Annotated in this window: 15 protein-coding genes; 11 read left to right on the top strand and 4 right to left on the bottom strand. The window is 72.8% G+C overall.

What is annotated here, in order from left to right:
- Positions 1 to 475: 475 nt before the first annotated feature.
- The gene (locus ACFZBB_RS20390; protein WP_391124130.1) at positions 476 to 1528 is read left to right on the top strand and encodes a M48 family metalloprotease; all 1053 of its coding nucleotides are present in this window, start codon (positions 476 to 478) and stop codon (positions 1526 to 1528) included.
- Here ACFZBB_RS20390 and ACFZBB_RS20395 read toward each other — a convergent pair.
- Entirely contained in the window at positions 1525 to 2817 is a 1293-nt protein-coding gene (locus ACFZBB_RS20395) for a glycosyltransferase 87 family protein (protein ID WP_391124133.1), read from the bottom strand. The two genes, ACFZBB_RS20390 and ACFZBB_RS20395, sit on opposite strands and share 4 nt — an antisense overlap.
- Positions 2818 to 2905: 88 nt before the next feature.
- On the opposite strand from ACFZBB_RS20395, the gene ACFZBB_RS20400 reads away from it, so the two are divergent.
- Both ACFZBB_RS20400 and ACFZBB_RS20405 read left to right on the top strand, forming a co-directional pair.
- Positions 2906 to 4036 carry a glycosyltransferase gene (locus ACFZBB_RS20400; RefSeq protein ID WP_391124136.1) on the top strand — a complete coding sequence of 377 codons (1131 nt, stop codon included), beginning with the start codon at positions 2906 to 2908 and terminating at the stop codon, positions 4034 to 4036.
- 117 nt (positions 4037 to 4153) lie between these two features.
- A complete protein-coding gene (locus tag ACFZBB_RS20405) occupies positions 4154 to 5791 on the top strand; it encodes a GMC oxidoreductase (RefSeq protein WP_391124139.1) in 1638 nt (545 codons plus the stop codon).
- Between the two features lie 10 nt (positions 5792 to 5801).
- On the opposite strand, the gene ACFZBB_RS20410 is transcribed toward ACFZBB_RS20405, so the two are convergent.
- Positions 5802 to 7598 carry an AMP-binding protein gene (locus ACFZBB_RS20410; protein WP_391124142.1) on the bottom strand — a complete coding sequence of 599 codons (1797 nt, stop codon included), beginning with the start codon at positions 7596 to 7598 and terminating at the stop codon, positions 5802 to 5804.
- 242 nt (positions 7599 to 7840) lie between these two features.
- Here ACFZBB_RS20410 and ACFZBB_RS20415 point away from each other — a divergent pair, with 242 nt between their 5' ends.
- The 6 genes from ACFZBB_RS20415 (at position 7841) to ACFZBB_RS20440 (ending at position 12924) form a co-directional block, all read left to right on the top strand.
- A complete protein-coding gene (locus tag ACFZBB_RS20415) occupies positions 7841 to 8602 on the top strand; it encodes a metallophosphoesterase (protein WP_391124145.1) in 762 nt (253 codons plus the stop codon).
- Positions 8603 to 8711: 109 nt separating this feature from the next.
- Positions 8712 to 9236 carry an SRPBCC family protein gene (locus ACFZBB_RS20420; RefSeq protein ID WP_391124148.1) on the top strand — a complete coding sequence of 175 codons (525 nt, stop codon included), beginning with the start codon at positions 8712 to 8714 and terminating at the stop codon, positions 9234 to 9236.
- Between the two features lie 4 nt (positions 9237 to 9240).
- Positions 9241 to 10524 carry an ArsA-related P-loop ATPase gene (locus tag ACFZBB_RS20425; RefSeq protein WP_391124151.1) on the top strand — a complete coding sequence of 428 codons (1284 nt, stop codon included), beginning with the start codon at positions 9241 to 9243 and terminating at the stop codon, positions 10522 to 10524.
- 148 nt (positions 10525 to 10672) lie between these two features.
- Positions 10673 to 11077 carry a DUF5304 family protein gene (locus ACFZBB_RS20430; RefSeq protein ID WP_355334216.1) on the top strand — a complete coding sequence of 135 codons (405 nt, stop codon included), beginning with the start codon at positions 10673 to 10675 and terminating at the stop codon, positions 11075 to 11077.
- A gap of 55 nt (positions 11078 to 11132) precedes the next feature.
- A complete protein-coding gene (locus ACFZBB_RS20435) occupies positions 11133 to 12074 on the top strand; it encodes an ROK family glucokinase (RefSeq protein ID WP_355334214.1) in 942 nt (313 codons plus the stop codon).
- A gap of 4 nt (positions 12075 to 12078) precedes the next feature.
- Positions 12079 to 12924, top strand: coding sequence for an endonuclease/exonuclease/phosphatase family protein (locus tag ACFZBB_RS20440; RefSeq protein WP_391124155.1), 846 nt, complete (start codon positions 12079 to 12081; stop codon positions 12922 to 12924).
- A 34-nt stretch (positions 12925 to 12958) separates the two neighbouring features.
- On the opposite strand, the gene ACFZBB_RS20445 is transcribed toward ACFZBB_RS20440, so the two are convergent.
- Both ACFZBB_RS20445 and ACFZBB_RS20450 read right to left on the bottom strand, forming a co-directional pair.
- Positions 12959 to 13639: a hypothetical protein gene (locus ACFZBB_RS20445; protein ID WP_391124158.1), complete on the bottom strand. Its 681-nt coding sequence runs from the start codon at positions 13637 to 13639 to the stop codon at positions 12959 to 12961.
- Entirely contained in the window at positions 13632 to 14456 is an 825-nt protein-coding gene (locus tag ACFZBB_RS20450; protein WP_391124161.1) for an alpha/beta fold hydrolase, read from the bottom strand. Before ACFZBB_RS20450 ends, ACFZBB_RS20445 begins: the two co-directional genes overlap by 8 nt.
- A gap of 264 nt (positions 14457 to 14720) precedes the next feature.
- On the opposite strand from ACFZBB_RS20450, the gene ACFZBB_RS20455 reads away from it, so the two are divergent.
- Positions 14721 to 15542 (top strand): 1-acyl-sn-glycerol-3-phosphate acyltransferase, encoded by an 822-nt coding sequence (locus ACFZBB_RS20455; RefSeq protein ID WP_391124164.1) that lies wholly within the window; start codon positions 14721 to 14723, stop codon positions 15540 to 15542.
- Between the two features lie 26 nt (positions 15543 to 15568).
- Positions 15569 to 16846 carry a MacS family sensor histidine kinase gene (macS, locus tag ACFZBB_RS20460; protein ID WP_391124167.1) on the top strand — a complete coding sequence of 426 codons (1278 nt, stop codon included), beginning with the start codon at positions 15569 to 15571 and terminating at the stop codon, positions 16844 to 16846.
- The last annotated feature ends 27 nt before the right edge of the window (positions 16847 to 16873 follow it).

The raw sequence follows: 16873 nt of genomic DNA on the forward strand, positions 1-16873 counted from the left end.
TGCGGCCGAGGCGGCACCTTCGGCTGCGGCCGAGGCGGCACCTTCGGCTTCGCCGGATGCTGGGCGGTCGGCGGATGCCGGCTCTTCGCCTGCGGCGGACGCTGGGCGGTCGGCGGAGGCGGGCTCTTCGCCTGCGGGGGCCGCGGGGCGACCGGCCGAGGCGGCACCTTCGGCTGCGGCCGAGGCGGCACTTTCGGCTTCGCCGGATGCTGGGCGGTCGGCGGATGCCGGCTCTTCGCCTGCGGCGGACGCTGGGCGGTCGGCGGAGGCGGCATCTTCGTCCTCGGCGGATGCTGGGCGACCGGCGGAGGCGGGACCTTCGGCTGCGGCGGAGGCGGAACCCTCAGCTGCGGCGGATGCCGGGGCTTCGGCCTTGGGGGCGGGGGGGTCCGGCGGGGGGGACTTCAGTGGGGAGGAGGTCGGGCGGGCGCGGGCTTTGCGGCGGGGGGTGTGGCCGGTCGCGCTCGGCGGGCGGGTGGCAGCGCTGGGGCTGATGCTGGGGCTGGGGTTGACGGCCGGGGGAGCGGGGCTGGTCGCGGCGTTCGGCGGGGGGACGTGGGGCGGGCGCGTGGCGGGCGCGGCGGTGTCGCTGGTGCTGCTGCCCGAGGCGCTGGGGCTGCCTTTCGCGGCGCGCGGGCGCGTCGTGCGCCGCCGGTTCGGGCTGGTGACCCAGGGCTGGGGCGGGTGGTGGGCGGACGTGCTGCGCGGCCTGCTGATCTCGCTGCCGCTGACCTTCGGCGCGCTCTTCGCCGTCTACGCCCTCGCCGGGGCGACCGGCCACTGGTGGGCGTGGGCCGCGCTCGGCGCCGCCGCGCTGACCGTCCTGATGTCCTGGGCGGCGCCCATGATCTTCGAGCCGCTGTTCAACCGCTTCACGCCGATGGAGCCGGGCCCCCTCAGGGACGCCCTGCTGGCGCTCGCCGCCCGCGACGGCGTCACCGTCGACGATGTCCTGGTCGCCGACGCCTCGCGCCGTACGACCGCGCTCAACGCGTACGTGTCCGGCTTCGGCCGCACCCGCCGCATCGTCGTCTACGACACCCTGCTGACCACGGCGCAGCCGCGCGAGGTGGAGCTGGTGGTCGCCCATGAACTCGGCCACGTCGTGCACCGGGACGTGCCGCGCGGCACCGCGCTCGGCGCGCTGGGCGCGGCCGTCGGCGTGTGCATCCTGGCCGCCGTGGTGACCTGGCGGCCCCTGCTCGACCTCGCGGGCGCCGACGACTTCGCGGACCCGCGTTCCGCCTGGCTGCTGGCGGCCGTCGCCACTGTCGGCGGCGCCGTCGCCGGGCCGCTGGGCTGCGCGGTGAGCCGCGGGGTCGAACGGCGCGCCGACCGGCACGCCCTCGAACTCACCTCGGACTCGGCCGAGTTCATCGCGATGCAGCGCCGCCTGACGGTCGCGAACATCGGCGACCCCGACCCGCCGCGCGCCCTGCACCTGATGTTCGGCACCCACCCCACCCCCGCCGAACGCATCGCCGCCGCCCGCGCCTGGCGCCCGGCCGCCCCGCCGGACACGCCCTAACCCTTGTCGTGCACCCCGACCCGCTCGGCCCGGGTCAGCACCGCGGCCGGGGCGTCGGCGGGCTCCCCCTCGACCGCGCCGCGCGCGGCGCGGCGCGGCACCGTGGCCGCCCACAGCCGACGGCAGGCGCTCAGGGACGCCAGGACGAGCAGGCCGTTACGGGTGACGATCAGCGCCACGCCCAGCTTGTCGCTGTGGGCGATGTCCTCGAAGAAGATCGGGAACTCCAGCGTGGTGAAGAGCGTCGCGCCCAGCATCAGTGCGACCGGCCGCCGTACCACCGACTCCCGCAGCGTCATGCAGACCGCGCCGATGCCGACCAGCCACACCATGTACTGCGGGCTGATCACCCGGCTGGTGGTGGTGAAGACCAGCACCGCGGTGAAGGCCGCGTCGAAGGGCGTGGCGACCGAGTACGAGCGGGCCCGCACCCGCCACAGCAGCAGCCAGGCGAAGGCCAGCAGGGACAGCACCATCGCCGCGGTGCTCACCAGGTGCACATGCGGGCCGATGAACTCGACCGACCCGTAGTGCATCCGCGCCGTGCCGTGCCAGCCGAAGTGCCGGGCGATGTGGAAGACGGTGGCGCCCAGCGACTCGACCTCGGTGCCGCGGTCGCGCTGGAAGGTGAGGAAGGACAGCGAGCCCGGCATGGCCAGGTGGAAGGCGAGCGCGATCACCGCCATCGTCACCGCCGCCGAGATCCACGACCGCCGGGTGGTACGGCCGCGGGGCGTCCCGATGAGCAGCAGCAGCGGCCACACCTTGAGCATGGCGCCCACCCCGGCCAGCACCCCGCCCGCCTTCGGGCGGCGCGGCAGCAGGAGCAGCCCCGCCACGGCGACGGCGGTGACCATCACGTCGTAGCGGGCGTAGATGATCGGGCCGAGCAGCGCGCCGCCGCCGACCCACACCCACACCCCGGCCATCCGGCCGCCGCGCCTGACCCGCGAGTCGCGCAGCAGCACCGCCAGGATCACCGCGTCCGCCAGGAAGGCCAGCCAGAAGAAGGCGGCGGTGTAACTGAGGAAGGGCAGCAGACCGGGCGCGAGGATCACCAGCGCGGCCCCGGGCGGGTACTGCCAGGTCACGTCGTGCAGCGGGAATCTGCCCGTGCTCAGCACCCCGTACCAGCGGTGGTAGACGGACGAGACATCGTGGGCGATGTACTGGCCGGGAAAGTGGATGAGCTCGAACACGAACAACAGGAACGCGGCTCGGGTGACGACCCAGGTGAGCACGGCCCAGCCCCGACCGCTGATATGTGTGTTTGTCACGATCTGTATCATGCGGCGAGCGGCAGCCCGGTCGCGGGACGGACGCGGCCGGTGGCGGCCAGCCGGGTGAACACCGCGTGAGCGGGTACTGTCGGCGGCGATGGACAAGACCCTGATCGTGACCAACGACTTCCCGCCCAGGCCCGGCGGCATCCAGTCCTTCGTGCACAGCATGGCGCTGCGGATGGACCCGGGACAGGTCGTCGTCTACGCCTCCACCTGGAAGGACGGCGCCGAGGTCGCCCGCTTCGACGCGGAGCAGCCCTTCCCCGTGGTCCGCGACCGCACCTCGATGCTGCTGCCCACCCGCCGGGTCACCCGGCGCGCCGCCGACCTGCTGCGGGAACACGGCTGCTCCTCCGTCTGGTTCGGCGCCGCCGCCCCGCTCGGCCTGATGGCGCCCGCGCTGCGCGAGGCCGGGGCGCGGCGGCTGGTCGGCACCACGCACGGGCACGAGGCGGGCTGGGCGCAGCTCCCCGCCAGCCGCTCGCTGCTGCGCCGGATCGGCGAGGGCACCGACACCCTCACCTACCTCGGCGAGTACACCCGCTCCCGGATCGCCGCCGCGTTGACCCCGGCCGCCGCCGCCCGGATGGTCCAACTGCCCCCGGGCGTCGACGAGAAGACCTTCCACCCCGGCTCGGGCGGCGCGGTGGTACGGGCCAGGCTCGGCCTCGCCGACCGCCCGGTGGTGGTGTGCGTGTCGCGGCTGGTGCCGCGCAAGGGCCAGGACACGCTGATCCAGGCCATGCCCCGGATCCTGCACGAGGTGCCGGACACCGCGCTGCTGATCGTCGGCGGCGGACCGTACCGGGGGGCCCTGGAGAAGCTGGCGGACCGGACCGGCGTCGGCCACGCGGTGCGCTTCACCGGGTCCGTGCCGTGGGAGGAGCTGCCCGCCCACTACGGCGCCGGCGACGTCTTCGCGATGCCGTGCAGGACCCGGCGCGGCGGCCTGGACGTCGAAGGGCTCGGCATCGTCTACCTGGAGGCGTCCGCGACCGGGCTGCCGGTGATCGCGGGCGACTCCGGCGGCGCGCCCGACGCGGTCCTGGACGGCGAGACCGGCTGGGTGGTCGCGGGCGGCTCGCCCACGCAGTGCGCCGACCGCGTCCTGACCCTGCTGCGCGACCCCGAACTGCGCGCTCGGATGGGCGAGCGCGGCCGTCGCTGGGTCGAGGACGCCTGGCGCTGGGACCTGCTGGCGCAGCGGCTCACGTCCCTGCTGTGACCCTTGGGCGCGGTCATGGCCGCCGTCCTGGCGCCCTCGTCGTACGAGACCCGCCGCCGTAAAAGACCATGCGTCATGGGCATGGAGGGTTCACGCGGACCCGCCCATCATGCGCGCATGACATCAGACCTGACGCGCCGTCACTTTCTGGGACTCGGCGCCCTCCAGACCGCAGCAGCACTCGGCCTCACCCGTATCGCGCTCTCCGCGACCCCCGCGTCCGCCGCACAGGCGGAGCCCGCCGCCACCACCTTCAGCCCCGCGATCGTGATCGGCTCCGGCTACGGCGGCGCCGTCGCCGCCCTCCGGCTCGGCCGGCGCGGTGTCACCACCACCGTCCTGGAGATGGGACGGCTGTGGGACACCCCCGCCGCCGACGGCAAGATCTTCTGCAACACCGGCTCGCCCGACCAGCGTTCGATGTGGTTCCGCAGCCGCACCGAGGCGCCGCTGGCCACCTTCCTCTGGCTCGACCTCGTCAACAAGGACATCACCCCCTACCCCGGCGTCCTGGACCGCGTGCACTACGGCGACATGTCCGTCTACGTCGGCCGCGGTGTCGGCGGCGGCTCCCTGGTCAACGGCGGCATGGCCGTCACCCCGTCCCGCGCGTACTTCGAGGAAGTCCTCCCGCAGGTCGACTCCGCCGCGATGTACTCCACGTACTTCCCGCGCGCCACCAGCATGCTCGGCGTCAACACCGTCGACCCCGCCTGGTTCGAGTCCACCGAGTGGTACCAGTTCGCCCGCGTCTCCCGCGACCAGGCCCACAGCGCCGGCCTCAACACCACCTTCGTGCCGAACGTGTACGACTTCTCGTACATGAAGGCCGAGGCCGCGGGCACCGCCACCAAGTCCGCGCTGGACCAGGAGGTCATCTACGGCAACAACCACGGCAAGCGCAGCGTCGACAAGACCTATCTGGCCTCGGCGCTCGGCACCGGGCACGTCACCATCGAGACCCTCAGCCGGGTCAGAGCCGTCAGACGAGCGGCCGACGGCACGTACGTCCTCACCGTCGACCGGATCGACCTGACCGGCGCGGTCGTGGAGACCCGCGAGGTCGGCTGTCGCTACCTCTTCCTCGCCGCGGGCAGCCTCGGCTCCACCGAGATCCTGGTCAGGGCCCGCGAGACCGGCACCCTCCCGCGGCTCAACGCGAGCGTGGGCACCGCCTGGGGCGGCAACGGCAACATCATGCTCGCCCGCGCCAACTACCTGTGGAATCCCACCGGGGCGCACCAGTCCACCATCCCCGTCATGGGCATCGACGACTGGTCCAACGCGAGCAACCCGGTCTTCGCCGAGATCGCGCCGCTCCCGATCGGCTTCGAGACCTGGATCAGCCTCTACCTGGCCATCACCAAGAACCCCGAACGCGGCACTTTCTCCTACGACGCCGCCACCGACTCCGCCCGGCTGAACTGGACGCTCGCCCAGAACCAGCCCTCGGTCAAGGCCGCCAAGACCCTCTTCGACCGGATCAACCGCAAGCAGGGCACGATCTACCGCTACGACCTCTTCGGCGGCAACAAAGCCTTCGCCGACGACTTCTGCTACCACCCGCTGGGCGGCCTGCCGCTCGGCCGCGCCACCGACGCGTACGGCCGTGTCAGCGGCTACGACCACCTCTACGTCACCGACAGCTCCCTGATCCCCGGCTCCATCGGCGTCAACCCGTTCGTGACGATCACCGCGCTCGCGGAGCGGCTCATGGACAGCGCCCTCGCGGAAATCAGCCCGTCCGGCGTTTGAGGACAGAACCTCAGCGCTGGTAAAGGGCCTCGATCTCCGCCGCGAAGTCCGTCAGGACGACATTCCGCTTCAGCTTCAGCGACGGCGTGACGTGGCCGGACTCCTCCGTGAACTGGGTCGGCAGAATACGGAACTTCCGCACCGACTCGGCCTTGGAGACGGCCGCGTTGCCCTCGTCCACCGCGCGCTGCACGGCCGCCAGCAGCTCCGGGTCGGCCGCCAGCTCGGCGACGCCCGCGCCCGCCTTGCCGTGCTGTTCGGCCCAGTGCGGCAGGAACTCCTCGTCCAGGGTGATCAGGGCCGCCACGAACGGGCGCCCGTCACCGACCACCATGCACTCGGCGACCAGCGCGTCCGCCCTGATCCGGTCCTCGATCACCGCGGGCGCGACGTTCTTGCCGCCCGCCGTCACGATGATCTCCTTCTTCCGGCCGGTGATCGACAGATAGCCGTCCTCGTCGAGCGAGCCCAGGTCACCGGTGTGGAACCAGCCGTCGGAGACCGCCTCCGCCGTCGCCGCCTCGTTGTTCCAGTACCCGGTGAACAGGTGCTCGCCGTGCAGCAGCACCTCGCCGTCGTCCGCGATCCGCACGGTCGAACCGGGCAGCGGCTGGCCGACCGAACCGATCTTCGTACGGTCCCAGGGGTTGAAGGCCGTGGCCGCGCAGGACTCGGTGAGGCCGTAGCCCTCCAGCACCGTGAAGCCGATGCCGCGGTAGAAGTGCCCGAGGCGCTCGCCCAGCGGCGCGCCGCCGGAGATCGCGTGGGTGGCCCGGCCGCCGAGGACCGCGCGGAGCTTGGCGTAGACGAGCCGGTCGAAGACCTTGTGCGTGAACCGCAGCTTCAGCGACGGGCCCGCCGCGGTGTCCAGCGCCCGGCTGTACTCGATCGCGGTGGCCGCCGCGCGGTCGAAGATCTTGCCCTTGCCGCCCGCCTCCGCCGTGGCCCGCGCGGTGTTGTAGACCTTCTCGAAGACCCGCGGCACCCCCAGGACCATCGTCGGCCGGAATGAGCCGAGGTCGTCGGTGAGGTTCTTGACGTCCGGCACATGGCCGAGCCTGATCGGCGCCATCACGGCCGCGACCTCGACCAGCCGCCCGAAGACGTGGGCCAGCGGCAGGAAGAGCAGCACCGAGGAGTCGCCGGTACGGAACAGCGGGCTCAGCCGCTCCACCACGTTGCCGCACTCCGCGAAGAAGCTGCGGTGGCTCAGCACACAGCCCTTGGGGCGGCCCGTGGTGCCCGAGGTGTAGACGATGGTCGCGGGGGAGTCGGCGCCCGCGCTCGCGCTGCGCTCGTCCACCACCGCGTCGGAGATGTCGGTACCCGCCGCGTTCAGCGCGTCCACCGCGCCGGTGTCGATCCGCCACAGGTGCTTGAGCTGCGGCAGCCGCTCCCGTACGGACTCCACCGCGCTCTCGTGCGGCTCGGACTCCACGACCGCCGCGACCGCGCCCGAGTCGCTGAGGATCCACTCGATCTGGGACGCCGACGACGTCTCGTAGACCGGCACGGTGACCGCGCCCGCGCTCCAGATCGCGAAGTCCAGCAGCGTCCACTCGTACCGCGTCCTGGACATCACGGCCACCCGGTCGCCCGGCTGCACGCCCGAGGCGATCAGACCCTTGGCCGCGGCGCGCACCTCGGCGAGGAAACCCGTCGCGCTGACGTCCTGCCACCGGCCCGCGGAATCCTTGCGGGCGACGACGGCGGTGTCCGGATGCTGAGCGGCGTTGCGGCGGATCAGATCCGTCAGATTGGCGTCCGCGGGGACCTCGTACAGGGCCGGAAGACTGAACTCACGCAAGGCGGCTGCTCCTCATCGGTGCCACGGCGCACCCGGAGGGAAGATGTGGACGGCGTGGACGTTACCCATCGGTAAAGCTCTGGCGATAGGGGGGCCGTACAGATGTTCTCAGCGTCACACACACATCACACGCGCTTCACACACCGGGGTGGAGCGGCTGGGTTCCTGCCCGGAAGAGTAGTCCAGCGCCCGGCCGGGCCGCCGCTGACCCGCTATGGCGTGCCCAGCTATAAAGTGTCCGCATGCGGGTCCATGTGGTGAGTGACGTCCATGGCGCTGCCGAGGCCCTGAGCCGGACCGGGGACGGCGCGGACGCGCTGGTCTGCCTGGGCGACCTGGTCCTCTTCCTCGACTACGCCGACCACTCCCGCGGCATCTTCCCCGACCTCTTCGGCGTCGCCAACGCCGACCGGATGGTCGAGCTGCGCACCGCCCGTCGCTTCGACGAGGCCAGGGTCCTGGACCAGGAGCTGTGGGCCGGGATCGACCGGCGCACCGCCATCGAGTCCGCGGTACGCAAGCAGTACGCGGAGCTGTTCGCCGCCTTCCCCACCCCGACGTACGCCACCTACGGCAACGTCGACATCCCGGCTCTCTGGCCGGAGTACGCGGGCCCCGGCACCACCGTCCTGGACGGCGCGACCGCCGAGATCGGCGGCCGGGTCTTCGGCTTCGTCGGCGGCGGCCTGCGCACCCCGATGCGCACCCCGTACGAAATCTCCGAGGAGGAGTACGCGGCCAAGGTCGCCGCCCTCGGCCCGGTCGACGTGCTCTGCTCCCACATCCCGCCCGCGATCCCGGAACTCTGCTACGACACCGCCGCCCGGCGCTTCGAGCGCGGCAGCCAGGCGCTGCTGGAGGCGATCCACACCGTCCGGCCCAAATTCGCGCTCTTCGGCCACGTCCACCAGCCGCTGGTGCCGCGCACCCGGATCGGCCGCACCGAATGCGTCAACGTCGGGCATTTCAACCACACCCGCCGTCCGTGGGTCCTGGAGTGGTGACCCGGCCGCCGGACGCGACCGGCGGCGCCCGCAGCGGTGACGGCCGCCCCACCTGCACGCGGTAGCCTTCAGCAGCAATGGCATGCGATGTCCCGGAGGGGCTACGGCGATGGCGGAACACACGAAGTCGAGCATCACGATCGAGGCGGCTCCGGCCGCCGTCATGGGCGTCATCGCCGACTTCGGCCGCTACCCGGAGTGGACGGGAGAGGTCAAGGAGGCGGAAGTCCTCGCCACCGACGCCGAAGGCCGCGCCGAGCAGGTCCGGCTGGTGCTCGACGCCGGGGCGATCAAGGACGACCACACCCTGGCGTACACCTGGATCAGCGCCACCGAGGTGCGCTGGTCGCTGGTCAAGTCCCAGATGCTGCGCACCCTCGACGGCTCCTACGCCCTCGCGCCGCGCGACGGCGGCACGCGCACCGAGGTGACGTACCAGCTCACCGTGGACGTCAAGATCCCCATGCTCGGCATGATCAAGCGCAAGGCGGAGAAGGTCATCATCGACCGGGCGCTCGCGGGCCTGAAGAAGCGCGTCGAGTCCGGGAGCGGCGAGGGCGGGGACGCGGCCGGCGTGCCGGACTCCGCCGACGCCGCGGCCGACTCCGCCGCCAAGCCCGACGACCCGGCCTGACCCGGTGACCCGCGCCCCGCGACCGCCCCGCACCCTGCTCGTCACCGGCCACGGAGGCGCGGGCCGCACCACGGTCGCGGCGGCGACCGCCGTGGCCGCCGCCCGCGACGGCGTCCGTACGGTGCTGCTCACCGGCGACCGCGCCGACGTGGCCGCCCTGCTGCCGCTGTCCGCGGCGCCCGAGGCCGCGGGACCGCTGTCCGGTTCACCCGCGCTCGGCCGCCCCAGCGCGGTGGACGGCGTGCCGGAACTGCGGGTCGCGGCCGTCGACACTGCCGCCTCCTACCGGGCCGCCACCCTCGACCTCCAGCAGCGGATCGGCACCCTGCTCGACATGCTCGGCGCGGCCCCCCTCGACCCCGAGGAGCTGACCGAGGTCCCCGGCGCCGACGCGCTCGCCCTGCTGCGGGCACTGCGCGACGTGCACACCGTCGGCCACGACGACCGGCCGCCGTGGGACCTGGTCGTCGTCGACCTGCCGCCCGTGCGCGACGCCGTCGCGCTGCTCGCCCTGCCGGAACAACTGCGGCGCTACCTGCGGCGGTTGCTGCCCGCCGACCGGCAGGCGGCCCGCGCGCTGCGCCCGGTGCTCGCCCAGCTCGCCGGGGTCCCGATGCCCGCCGAGTGGGCGTACGAGGCCGCCGTCCGCGCCGACCGCGAGCTGTCCGCCGTGCAGTCGGTGATCGAGGACACCGGGACGACCGTGGCGGTCGTCGTGGAGCCGGGACCGCACGCCGAGCGCGTGCTGCGCGACGCCCGTACCGGACTCGCCCTGTTCGGCCACCGCCTCGAAGCCGTGGTCGCCAACCGCCTGCTGCCCGCCGACTCCGCCGACCCCTTCCTCGCCGGGCTCGGCGCCCGCCAGCAGGACCGGCTCAAGGCGATGGCCGAGACCTGCGCGACCGACGCGGTGGCGCTGCGCGAACTGCCGCACCTGGGCGCGGAACCGGAAGGAGCCGCGGAACTGGCGGCGCTGGCCGTCGACACCTTCGAGCACCGCTCTCCTCAAGCCGGTGTCTCCGGTTCGCGGGCCGCAGATCCCTGGACCGTCGACGACCGCCTCGCGGCCGAGGGCCACTTCGTGTGGTCGCTGCCCCTGCCCGGCGCGAGCCGCGAAGGGCTCGACCTGGTCCGCCGCGGCGACGAACTCGTCCTGGACGCGGGCGGCTTCCGGCGGATCGTGCCACTGCCGTCCGCCCTGCGCCGCTGTACGGTCTCCGGCGCCGCGCTGCGGGACGGCGTGCTGCGCGTACGGTTCACGCCGGACCCGGCGCTCTGGCCGAACTGAGCGGGCGCCCCCGACTCTCCCCGGGCTCCCCGCCACCGGCTGCCCGTTCCCGGCTCCCTGTCGCCGGTGCCCGCTGTCCCGTCGGCCGGTCGGGTACCGTCGAGGGAGCCGACGCAATCAGCCCGGAGCGCCCCTTTTGGAGCCGATCATGAGCGAATCCACGGAACGTCCCGACGCCGACGCCTGGGCGAAGGCCAGCGCCGAGGACATCGCGGCCGAGCACGCCAGACGGCGCGAGCAGGCGGGGCAGGGAGTCGGCAGCGCGGGCGAGGAGCTGCGCCGCCTCGCGGAGGCGTTCGGCGAGGCCGTCACGGACAAACTGGGGGCGCTGCGGAACCCCGCGGTACAGATGGCCGCCCAGGGCGTCATGTCCCAGGTGCGTTCAGTTGTCGAACCCATCAAGGACCGTAATCCGGATGTGTTCGACCATCTGACGGCCGCGGGAGCCGAACTGCTCGCCGCATACCGCTCTGCGGTGGCCCAACACGAGACGCGGTGGACGGGCGAGGACCGCGCTCCGAGTTCACCGACTGAACACATCGACCTCGACTGACCTCCCCTCCGGTACGGTTCTCCTAAGCGGGGATCGACCGAAAACTGAGGGACACATGGGACTCACCATCGGCGTCGACATCGGCGGCACCAAAATCGCGGCCGGCGTGGTCGACGAGGAAGGCTCGATTCTCGAGACCGTCAAGGTGCCGACGCCGCCGACTCCCGAAGGCGTCATCGACGCGATCGTGGAGGCGGTACGCCAGGTCAGCACCGGTCACCAGATCGAAGCCGTCGGCATCGGCGCCGCCGGCTATGTCGACGACAAGCGCGCCACCGTCCTCTTCGCCCCCAATATCAACTGGCGGCACGAGGCACTGAAGGACAAGGTCGAGCAGCGTGTCGGGCTCCCCGTGGTCGTGGAGAACGATGCCAACGCGGCGGCCTGGGGCGAGTACCGGTTCGGTGCCGGGCAGGGCCATTCCGATGTGATCTGCATCACGCTCGGGACGGGTCTCGGCGGCGGCATCATCATCGGCAACAAGCTGCGGCGCGGCCGGTTCGGCGTCGCGGCCGAGTTCGGTCACATCCGGGTCGTGCCCGACGGGCTGCTGTGCGGTTGCGGCAGCCAGGGCTGCTGGGAGCAGTACGCGTCCGGGCGCGCGCTGGTCAGGTACGCGAAGCAGCGGGCCAACGCGACCCCGGAGAACGCGGAAGTGCTGCTCGCCCTCGGCGACGGCACGGTGGACGGCATCGAGGGCAGGCACATCAGTGCCGCCGCCCGCCAGGGCGACCCGGTCGCCGTCGACTCCTTCCGCGAGCTGGCCCGTTGGGCGGGCGCGGGGCTGGCCGACCTGGCCTCGCTCTTCGACCCGTCGGCGTTCATCGTCGGAGGCGGTGTGTCGGACGAGGGCGAACTGGTCCTCGACCCGATCCGCAAGTCCTTCCGGCGCTGGCTGATCGGCGGGGAGTGGCGTCCGCACGCGCAGGTGCTGGCCGCCCAACTCGGCGGCAAGGCGGGGCTGGTGGGCGCGGCCGACCTGGCACGACAGGGCTGACACGATGCCAGTGGAGGATCTGCCGAGCTCCGCCACCGAGCCGGGGGGCTCGGCGGTCGTCCGCGTGCTCAGCTACAACATCCGTTCCATGCGGGACGACACGGCGGCGCTGGCCCGGGTGATCCGAGCCTGCGCCCCCGATCTCGTCCTCGTCCAAGAGGCTCCGCGGTTCTTCCGATGGCGTAAGGCCGCGGCCCGTCTCGCCCGTGCGTCCGGCCTGGTGTACGTGACCGGCGGGGCGACCGCCGCGGGCCCGATGATCCTTTCCTCGCTCCGCGCGCATGTGGAGCGGGTCGAGGATCCGCTCATGCCGCACCGGCCCCCGCTGCACCAGCGGGGGTTCGCGACCGCCGTGCTCAGGATCGGCGGCGCGCGGCTGGCCGCCGTCTCCACCCACCTGAGCCTGTCGCCCGCCGAGCGGTACGAGCAGGCCGGATACGTACTGGACCGGGTGGCCGCGATGGGCGAGCCGTATGTGGTGCTGGGCGGCGACTTCAACGAGCCGCCGGACCGCCCCGGCTTCTCCCGGATCGCCGACGTCCTCCAGGACGGCTTCGCCACCGCGCCGTGGGGCGCCGAGATCACCAACCACCGGGCCCCGTTCCAGCGGATCGACGCCGTCTTCAGCACACCGGGCATCGAGGTGCTCGGTTGCGGGGTCCCGTTGGGCCTGCCCGGAGTCAACGAGGCCGATCTGTACGCGGCCACCGACCACATGCCGGTGCTCGCCGCGCTCCGCGTACCCGCCACCGCGATGGAGGCGGAAGCGGAGGGTGACGCGGAAGCGGAGGCCGGGGCGGACGCGCGGGGCGGCGCCGAGGCCGAAGCCGAGGTGGAAGCGGCGGGTTAGCCCTGCCGCCGCTCCTCGTCAGGGACGCGGGGCCTCAGACGACGGCCCCGCCGCCCGGCAGGTCGTCGTCGTCCTCTCCCGTGCGCATCCGCGCGACCAGCGTGGTGAAGCCGCCGAGGAAGCCGCCGACGCCCAAGAGGATGGCCCACCAGGTGAGTTCGACCTGGAAGAGGACGAAGCCCAGCATGAGGAGCGGTCCGCCCAGGACCGCGATCCAGGCGAATTTCGTGGTGACGTCCGCGTCGGGCAGCGGCGGCGGCTCGGGCGGCACGTAATGCGCGTCCTCGTCGTCGTCGGCCAGTTCGTAGTCGCGCGGACCCTGGATGACCGGGTGCACGACGATGCTGCGGCTGGAGCCGGGCAGCGCGGGACGTCCGGCGCCCGCCTTCGCGTCGGGCCCGGCCTCGGCCTCGTCGTCCTTCTCGCCGTCCTTCTCCGCGTCCGCGGAGCCGTCCCCTGGGCTGTTCCCCGAGGCACGCCCGGAGCCGTCCCCCGAGCCGTCCGCCGGCCGGTCGCCCGGCCGCTGACCCGTGCCCGACGTGGTGGGTCCCGAGGCCGTCTCCGTGACGTTCTCCGAGTCCGGCCACGCCACCGACCCCGGCTCGGGCTCGTCGTCGTAGCCGGCGATCAGCGCGGCCCACGCCGCGTCCTCGTCGAGCGGCGGACGGGCCGGCTCCTCCTGCGGTGCGGTGCCCTCGTCCTCGCGGTCAGCCACCGGCCGTACCCCCCTTTACCGCTTCGTCGGCCGCGCCGCCCTCGGCGAGGTCCCCTGCGGGCTCCCCACCCGGCCGGGACAGCCGCTGGATGAAGTCGTACGACTCCGTGAAGATCTGCTCGGCGTCGTGGTCGAGCGTGGCGACGTGGAAGCTGCGCTCCAGCACCCGCTCGGTGACATCGGTCGAGGAGACCTTGCTGAGTACCACCGCCGAATTCGACGGGTGCACCACATGGTCGACCCTGCTGTGCAGGAGCAGCAGCGGCTGGGTGACCTGGGGCAGTCCGGCGCGCACGACGGACCAGAACTTGCTGAGCGAGTGCACGGCGTGCAGCGGCGTCCGGTCGTAGCCGAGTTCGGCGCCGCCCTCACGGGCGATGTCGCTGGCGATACCGGGCACCGACGGCACCAGGTGCCGCAGCACGGGCACCGCCTTGAGTTGGAGGCTGTCGGCCTTCACCGACGGGTTCACCAGCACGATCCCGCTGATCGCGGCGCCGTGCCGCTCGGCCAGCCGCAGCGCCAGTGTGCCGCCCATCGACAGACCGCAGACGAAGACCTGCGAGCAGCGGGCGGACAGCGACCGCAGCTCGCGGTCGACCTCGGCGTACCAGTCCTGCCAGCCGGTGACCTGCATGTCCTGCCAGCGGGTGCCGTGGCCGGGCAGCAGGGGGACGGAGACGGTCAGCCCGCGGGCGGCCAGATATTCGCCCCAGGGACGCATGGACTGCGGTGTACCGGTGAATCCGTGACAGATCAGGACGCCGATCTCGCCGCCGTCATGGCGGTACGGCTCGGCTCCGGGCATGAGCGGCACCGTGGGTCTCCTGTTCGAGGGCGCGATCGCGGGTACACGAAGGTGAGAGGTTCAGCGTACGCGGACCGGATACCAAGCGGTAAGCCCCGTCGGTGGCCGCGGCGGCCGTGGCCCGGCGGCCGTGGCGTGCCCATGGCACCGTCATGGCGGCGGCACGACGGTGCCGTGACGTCGTCACGGCGTGGCCGCGGTGCCGGGGTGCGTGGGGACAGACCGCGCCCGACTGGCGTTAAGGTCTTCCCGTCGGCTACAGGAGGTCCTCGGTTGTTCTACGGTGCGATGAAGATCGCCATCGGCTCGCCGCTCAAGGCTGCCTTCCGCCCCTGGGTGGAGGGCCTGGAGAACATCCCCAGGGAAGGGCCCGCGATCCTGGCGAGCAACCACCTGTCCTTCTCGGACTCCTTCTTCCTGCCCGCGATGCTGGACCGCAAGGTCACCTTCATCGCGAAGGCCGAGTACTTCACCTCCCCCGGAGTCAAGGGGAAGCTGACGGCCGCCTTCTTCAAGGGCGTCGGACAGCTCCCGGTGGACCGCTCGGGCGCGCGCGGCGCGGGCGAGGCCGCGGTCAAGAGCGGTATCGCGGTGCTGGAGCGCGGTGAGCTGTTCGGCATCTACCCCGAGGGCACCCGCTCGCCCGACGGCCGCCTCTACCGCGGCAAGCCCGGCGGACTCGCCCGTGTCGCGCTGGCCAGCGGCGCCCCGGTGATCCCGGTCGCGATGATCGACACCGAGAAGGTGCAGCCGGTCGGCCAGGTGATGCCCAAGCTCTCCATCCGCCCCGGCATCCGGATCGGCAAGCCGCTGGACTTCAGCCGCTACCACGGCATGGAGGGCGACCGCTTCATCCTGCGCTCGGTCACCGACGAGGTGATGTACGAGATCATGAAGCTGTCCGGCCAGGAGTACGTGGACATCTACGCCACCGCCGCCAAGCGCCAGATCGCCGAGGCCGCCAAGCGCGCCGCCGAACTGGAGAAGGCCGCGGGCCGCGGCTCCGGCACGGACGGAGGATCCGGCACCGGGGGCGGGGGAACCGGCGAGGGCGGCCCCGGCGACATAAAGCAGGAGCAACCCGCAGGCCAGTGACCGGCCGCGGGGGGAGGGGACCCGGCATGAGGATGTCCGTCGAACAGCCGTTGTGGCGCGCGCTGGTCGCCTACCGTGTCCTGACCCTCGGTTACGCGCTGTCGTTGTACGTCTACGCGTACAACGACCTGCTGCACCCGCTCGGCGCCGGCGCGTACATGCTGGTGCTCGCGGTGTGGACGCTGTCCACGCTCGGCCGCGTGATGTCGGCCGAGCGCTGCACCAAGCGGTTCCTGACCATCGACCTCACGGTCGCGATCACAGGCATCCTGCTCACCGCCGTGGTCGACACCCAGGCCAGGATCGACTCGGGCTCCTTCACGCTGCCGTCGATATGGACCGCGGGCTCGGTGCTGGCCTTCGCCGTCAAGGGCGGCTGGCGGTGGGCCGCGGTCGCCTCCACGCTGGTCGCCGCCGCGGACCTGATCGAGCGCGGCACCCCCAGCCGCGACACCCTGCACAATGTCGTGCTGATCTGGGTGGCGAGCATCGCCATCGGCTATGTGGTCGAGGTCGCGCGGGCCAGTGAGCGCACCCTGGCCCGCGCCCTCCAGATCGAGGCCGCCACCCGGGAGCGCGAGCGGCTGGCCCGCGACATCCACGACGGCGTCCTCCAGGTGCTCGCCATGGTGCAGCGGCGCGGCAACCAGGCCGGGGGCGAGGCCGCGGAGCTGGGCCGGATGGCGGGCGAGCAGGAGGCCGCGCTGCGCACCCTGATCACCGGCGGTCCGCTGCCCGAGGCGCGCGGCGCCGGTGACGCCCTGACGTCCGGCCCGCACGACCTGACCACGCTCCTCACGCCGTACGCCTCGGCGAGTGTCACGCTGTCCGCGCCCGGCCCGCCCGTCCTGCTCGCACCGGACGCGGCGGCCGAACTGACCGCCGCCGTGGGCGCGGCGCTTGACAATGTGCGCAAGCACGCGGGCGACGGCGCGCACGCCTGGATCCTGGTCGAGGACGAGCCGGACGCGGTGCTGGTCAGCGTGCGGGACGACGGCCCCGGCATCTGCGAGGGGCGGCTGGCGGCGGCGGAGGACGAGGGGCGGCTCGGTGTCGCCCAGTCGATCCGCGGCCGGCTGCGGGACCTCGGCGGCACCGCCGTGGTGGAGTCGGTGCCGGGCCAGGGCACGGAGGTCGAACTGCGGCTGCCCAGGGGGCCGTCGAAGGACACCGGCCCCGACCCCGCGCCCGTGTCCGTGTCCGACCCCGTGTCCGTGTCCGACCCCGCGCCCGTGTCCGTGTCCGAGCCGGAGGACACCGACCCCCGCACCCGTATCCGAACCCGCACCCGTATCCGGCCCTGACCCCGTATCCCGGCCCGTGCCCGTACT

It is taken from the genome of Streptomyces sp. NPDC008139 (assembly GCF_042957025.1).
Taxonomy (GTDB): domain Bacteria; phylum Actinomycetota; class Actinomycetes; order Streptomycetales; family Streptomycetaceae; genus Actinacidiphila.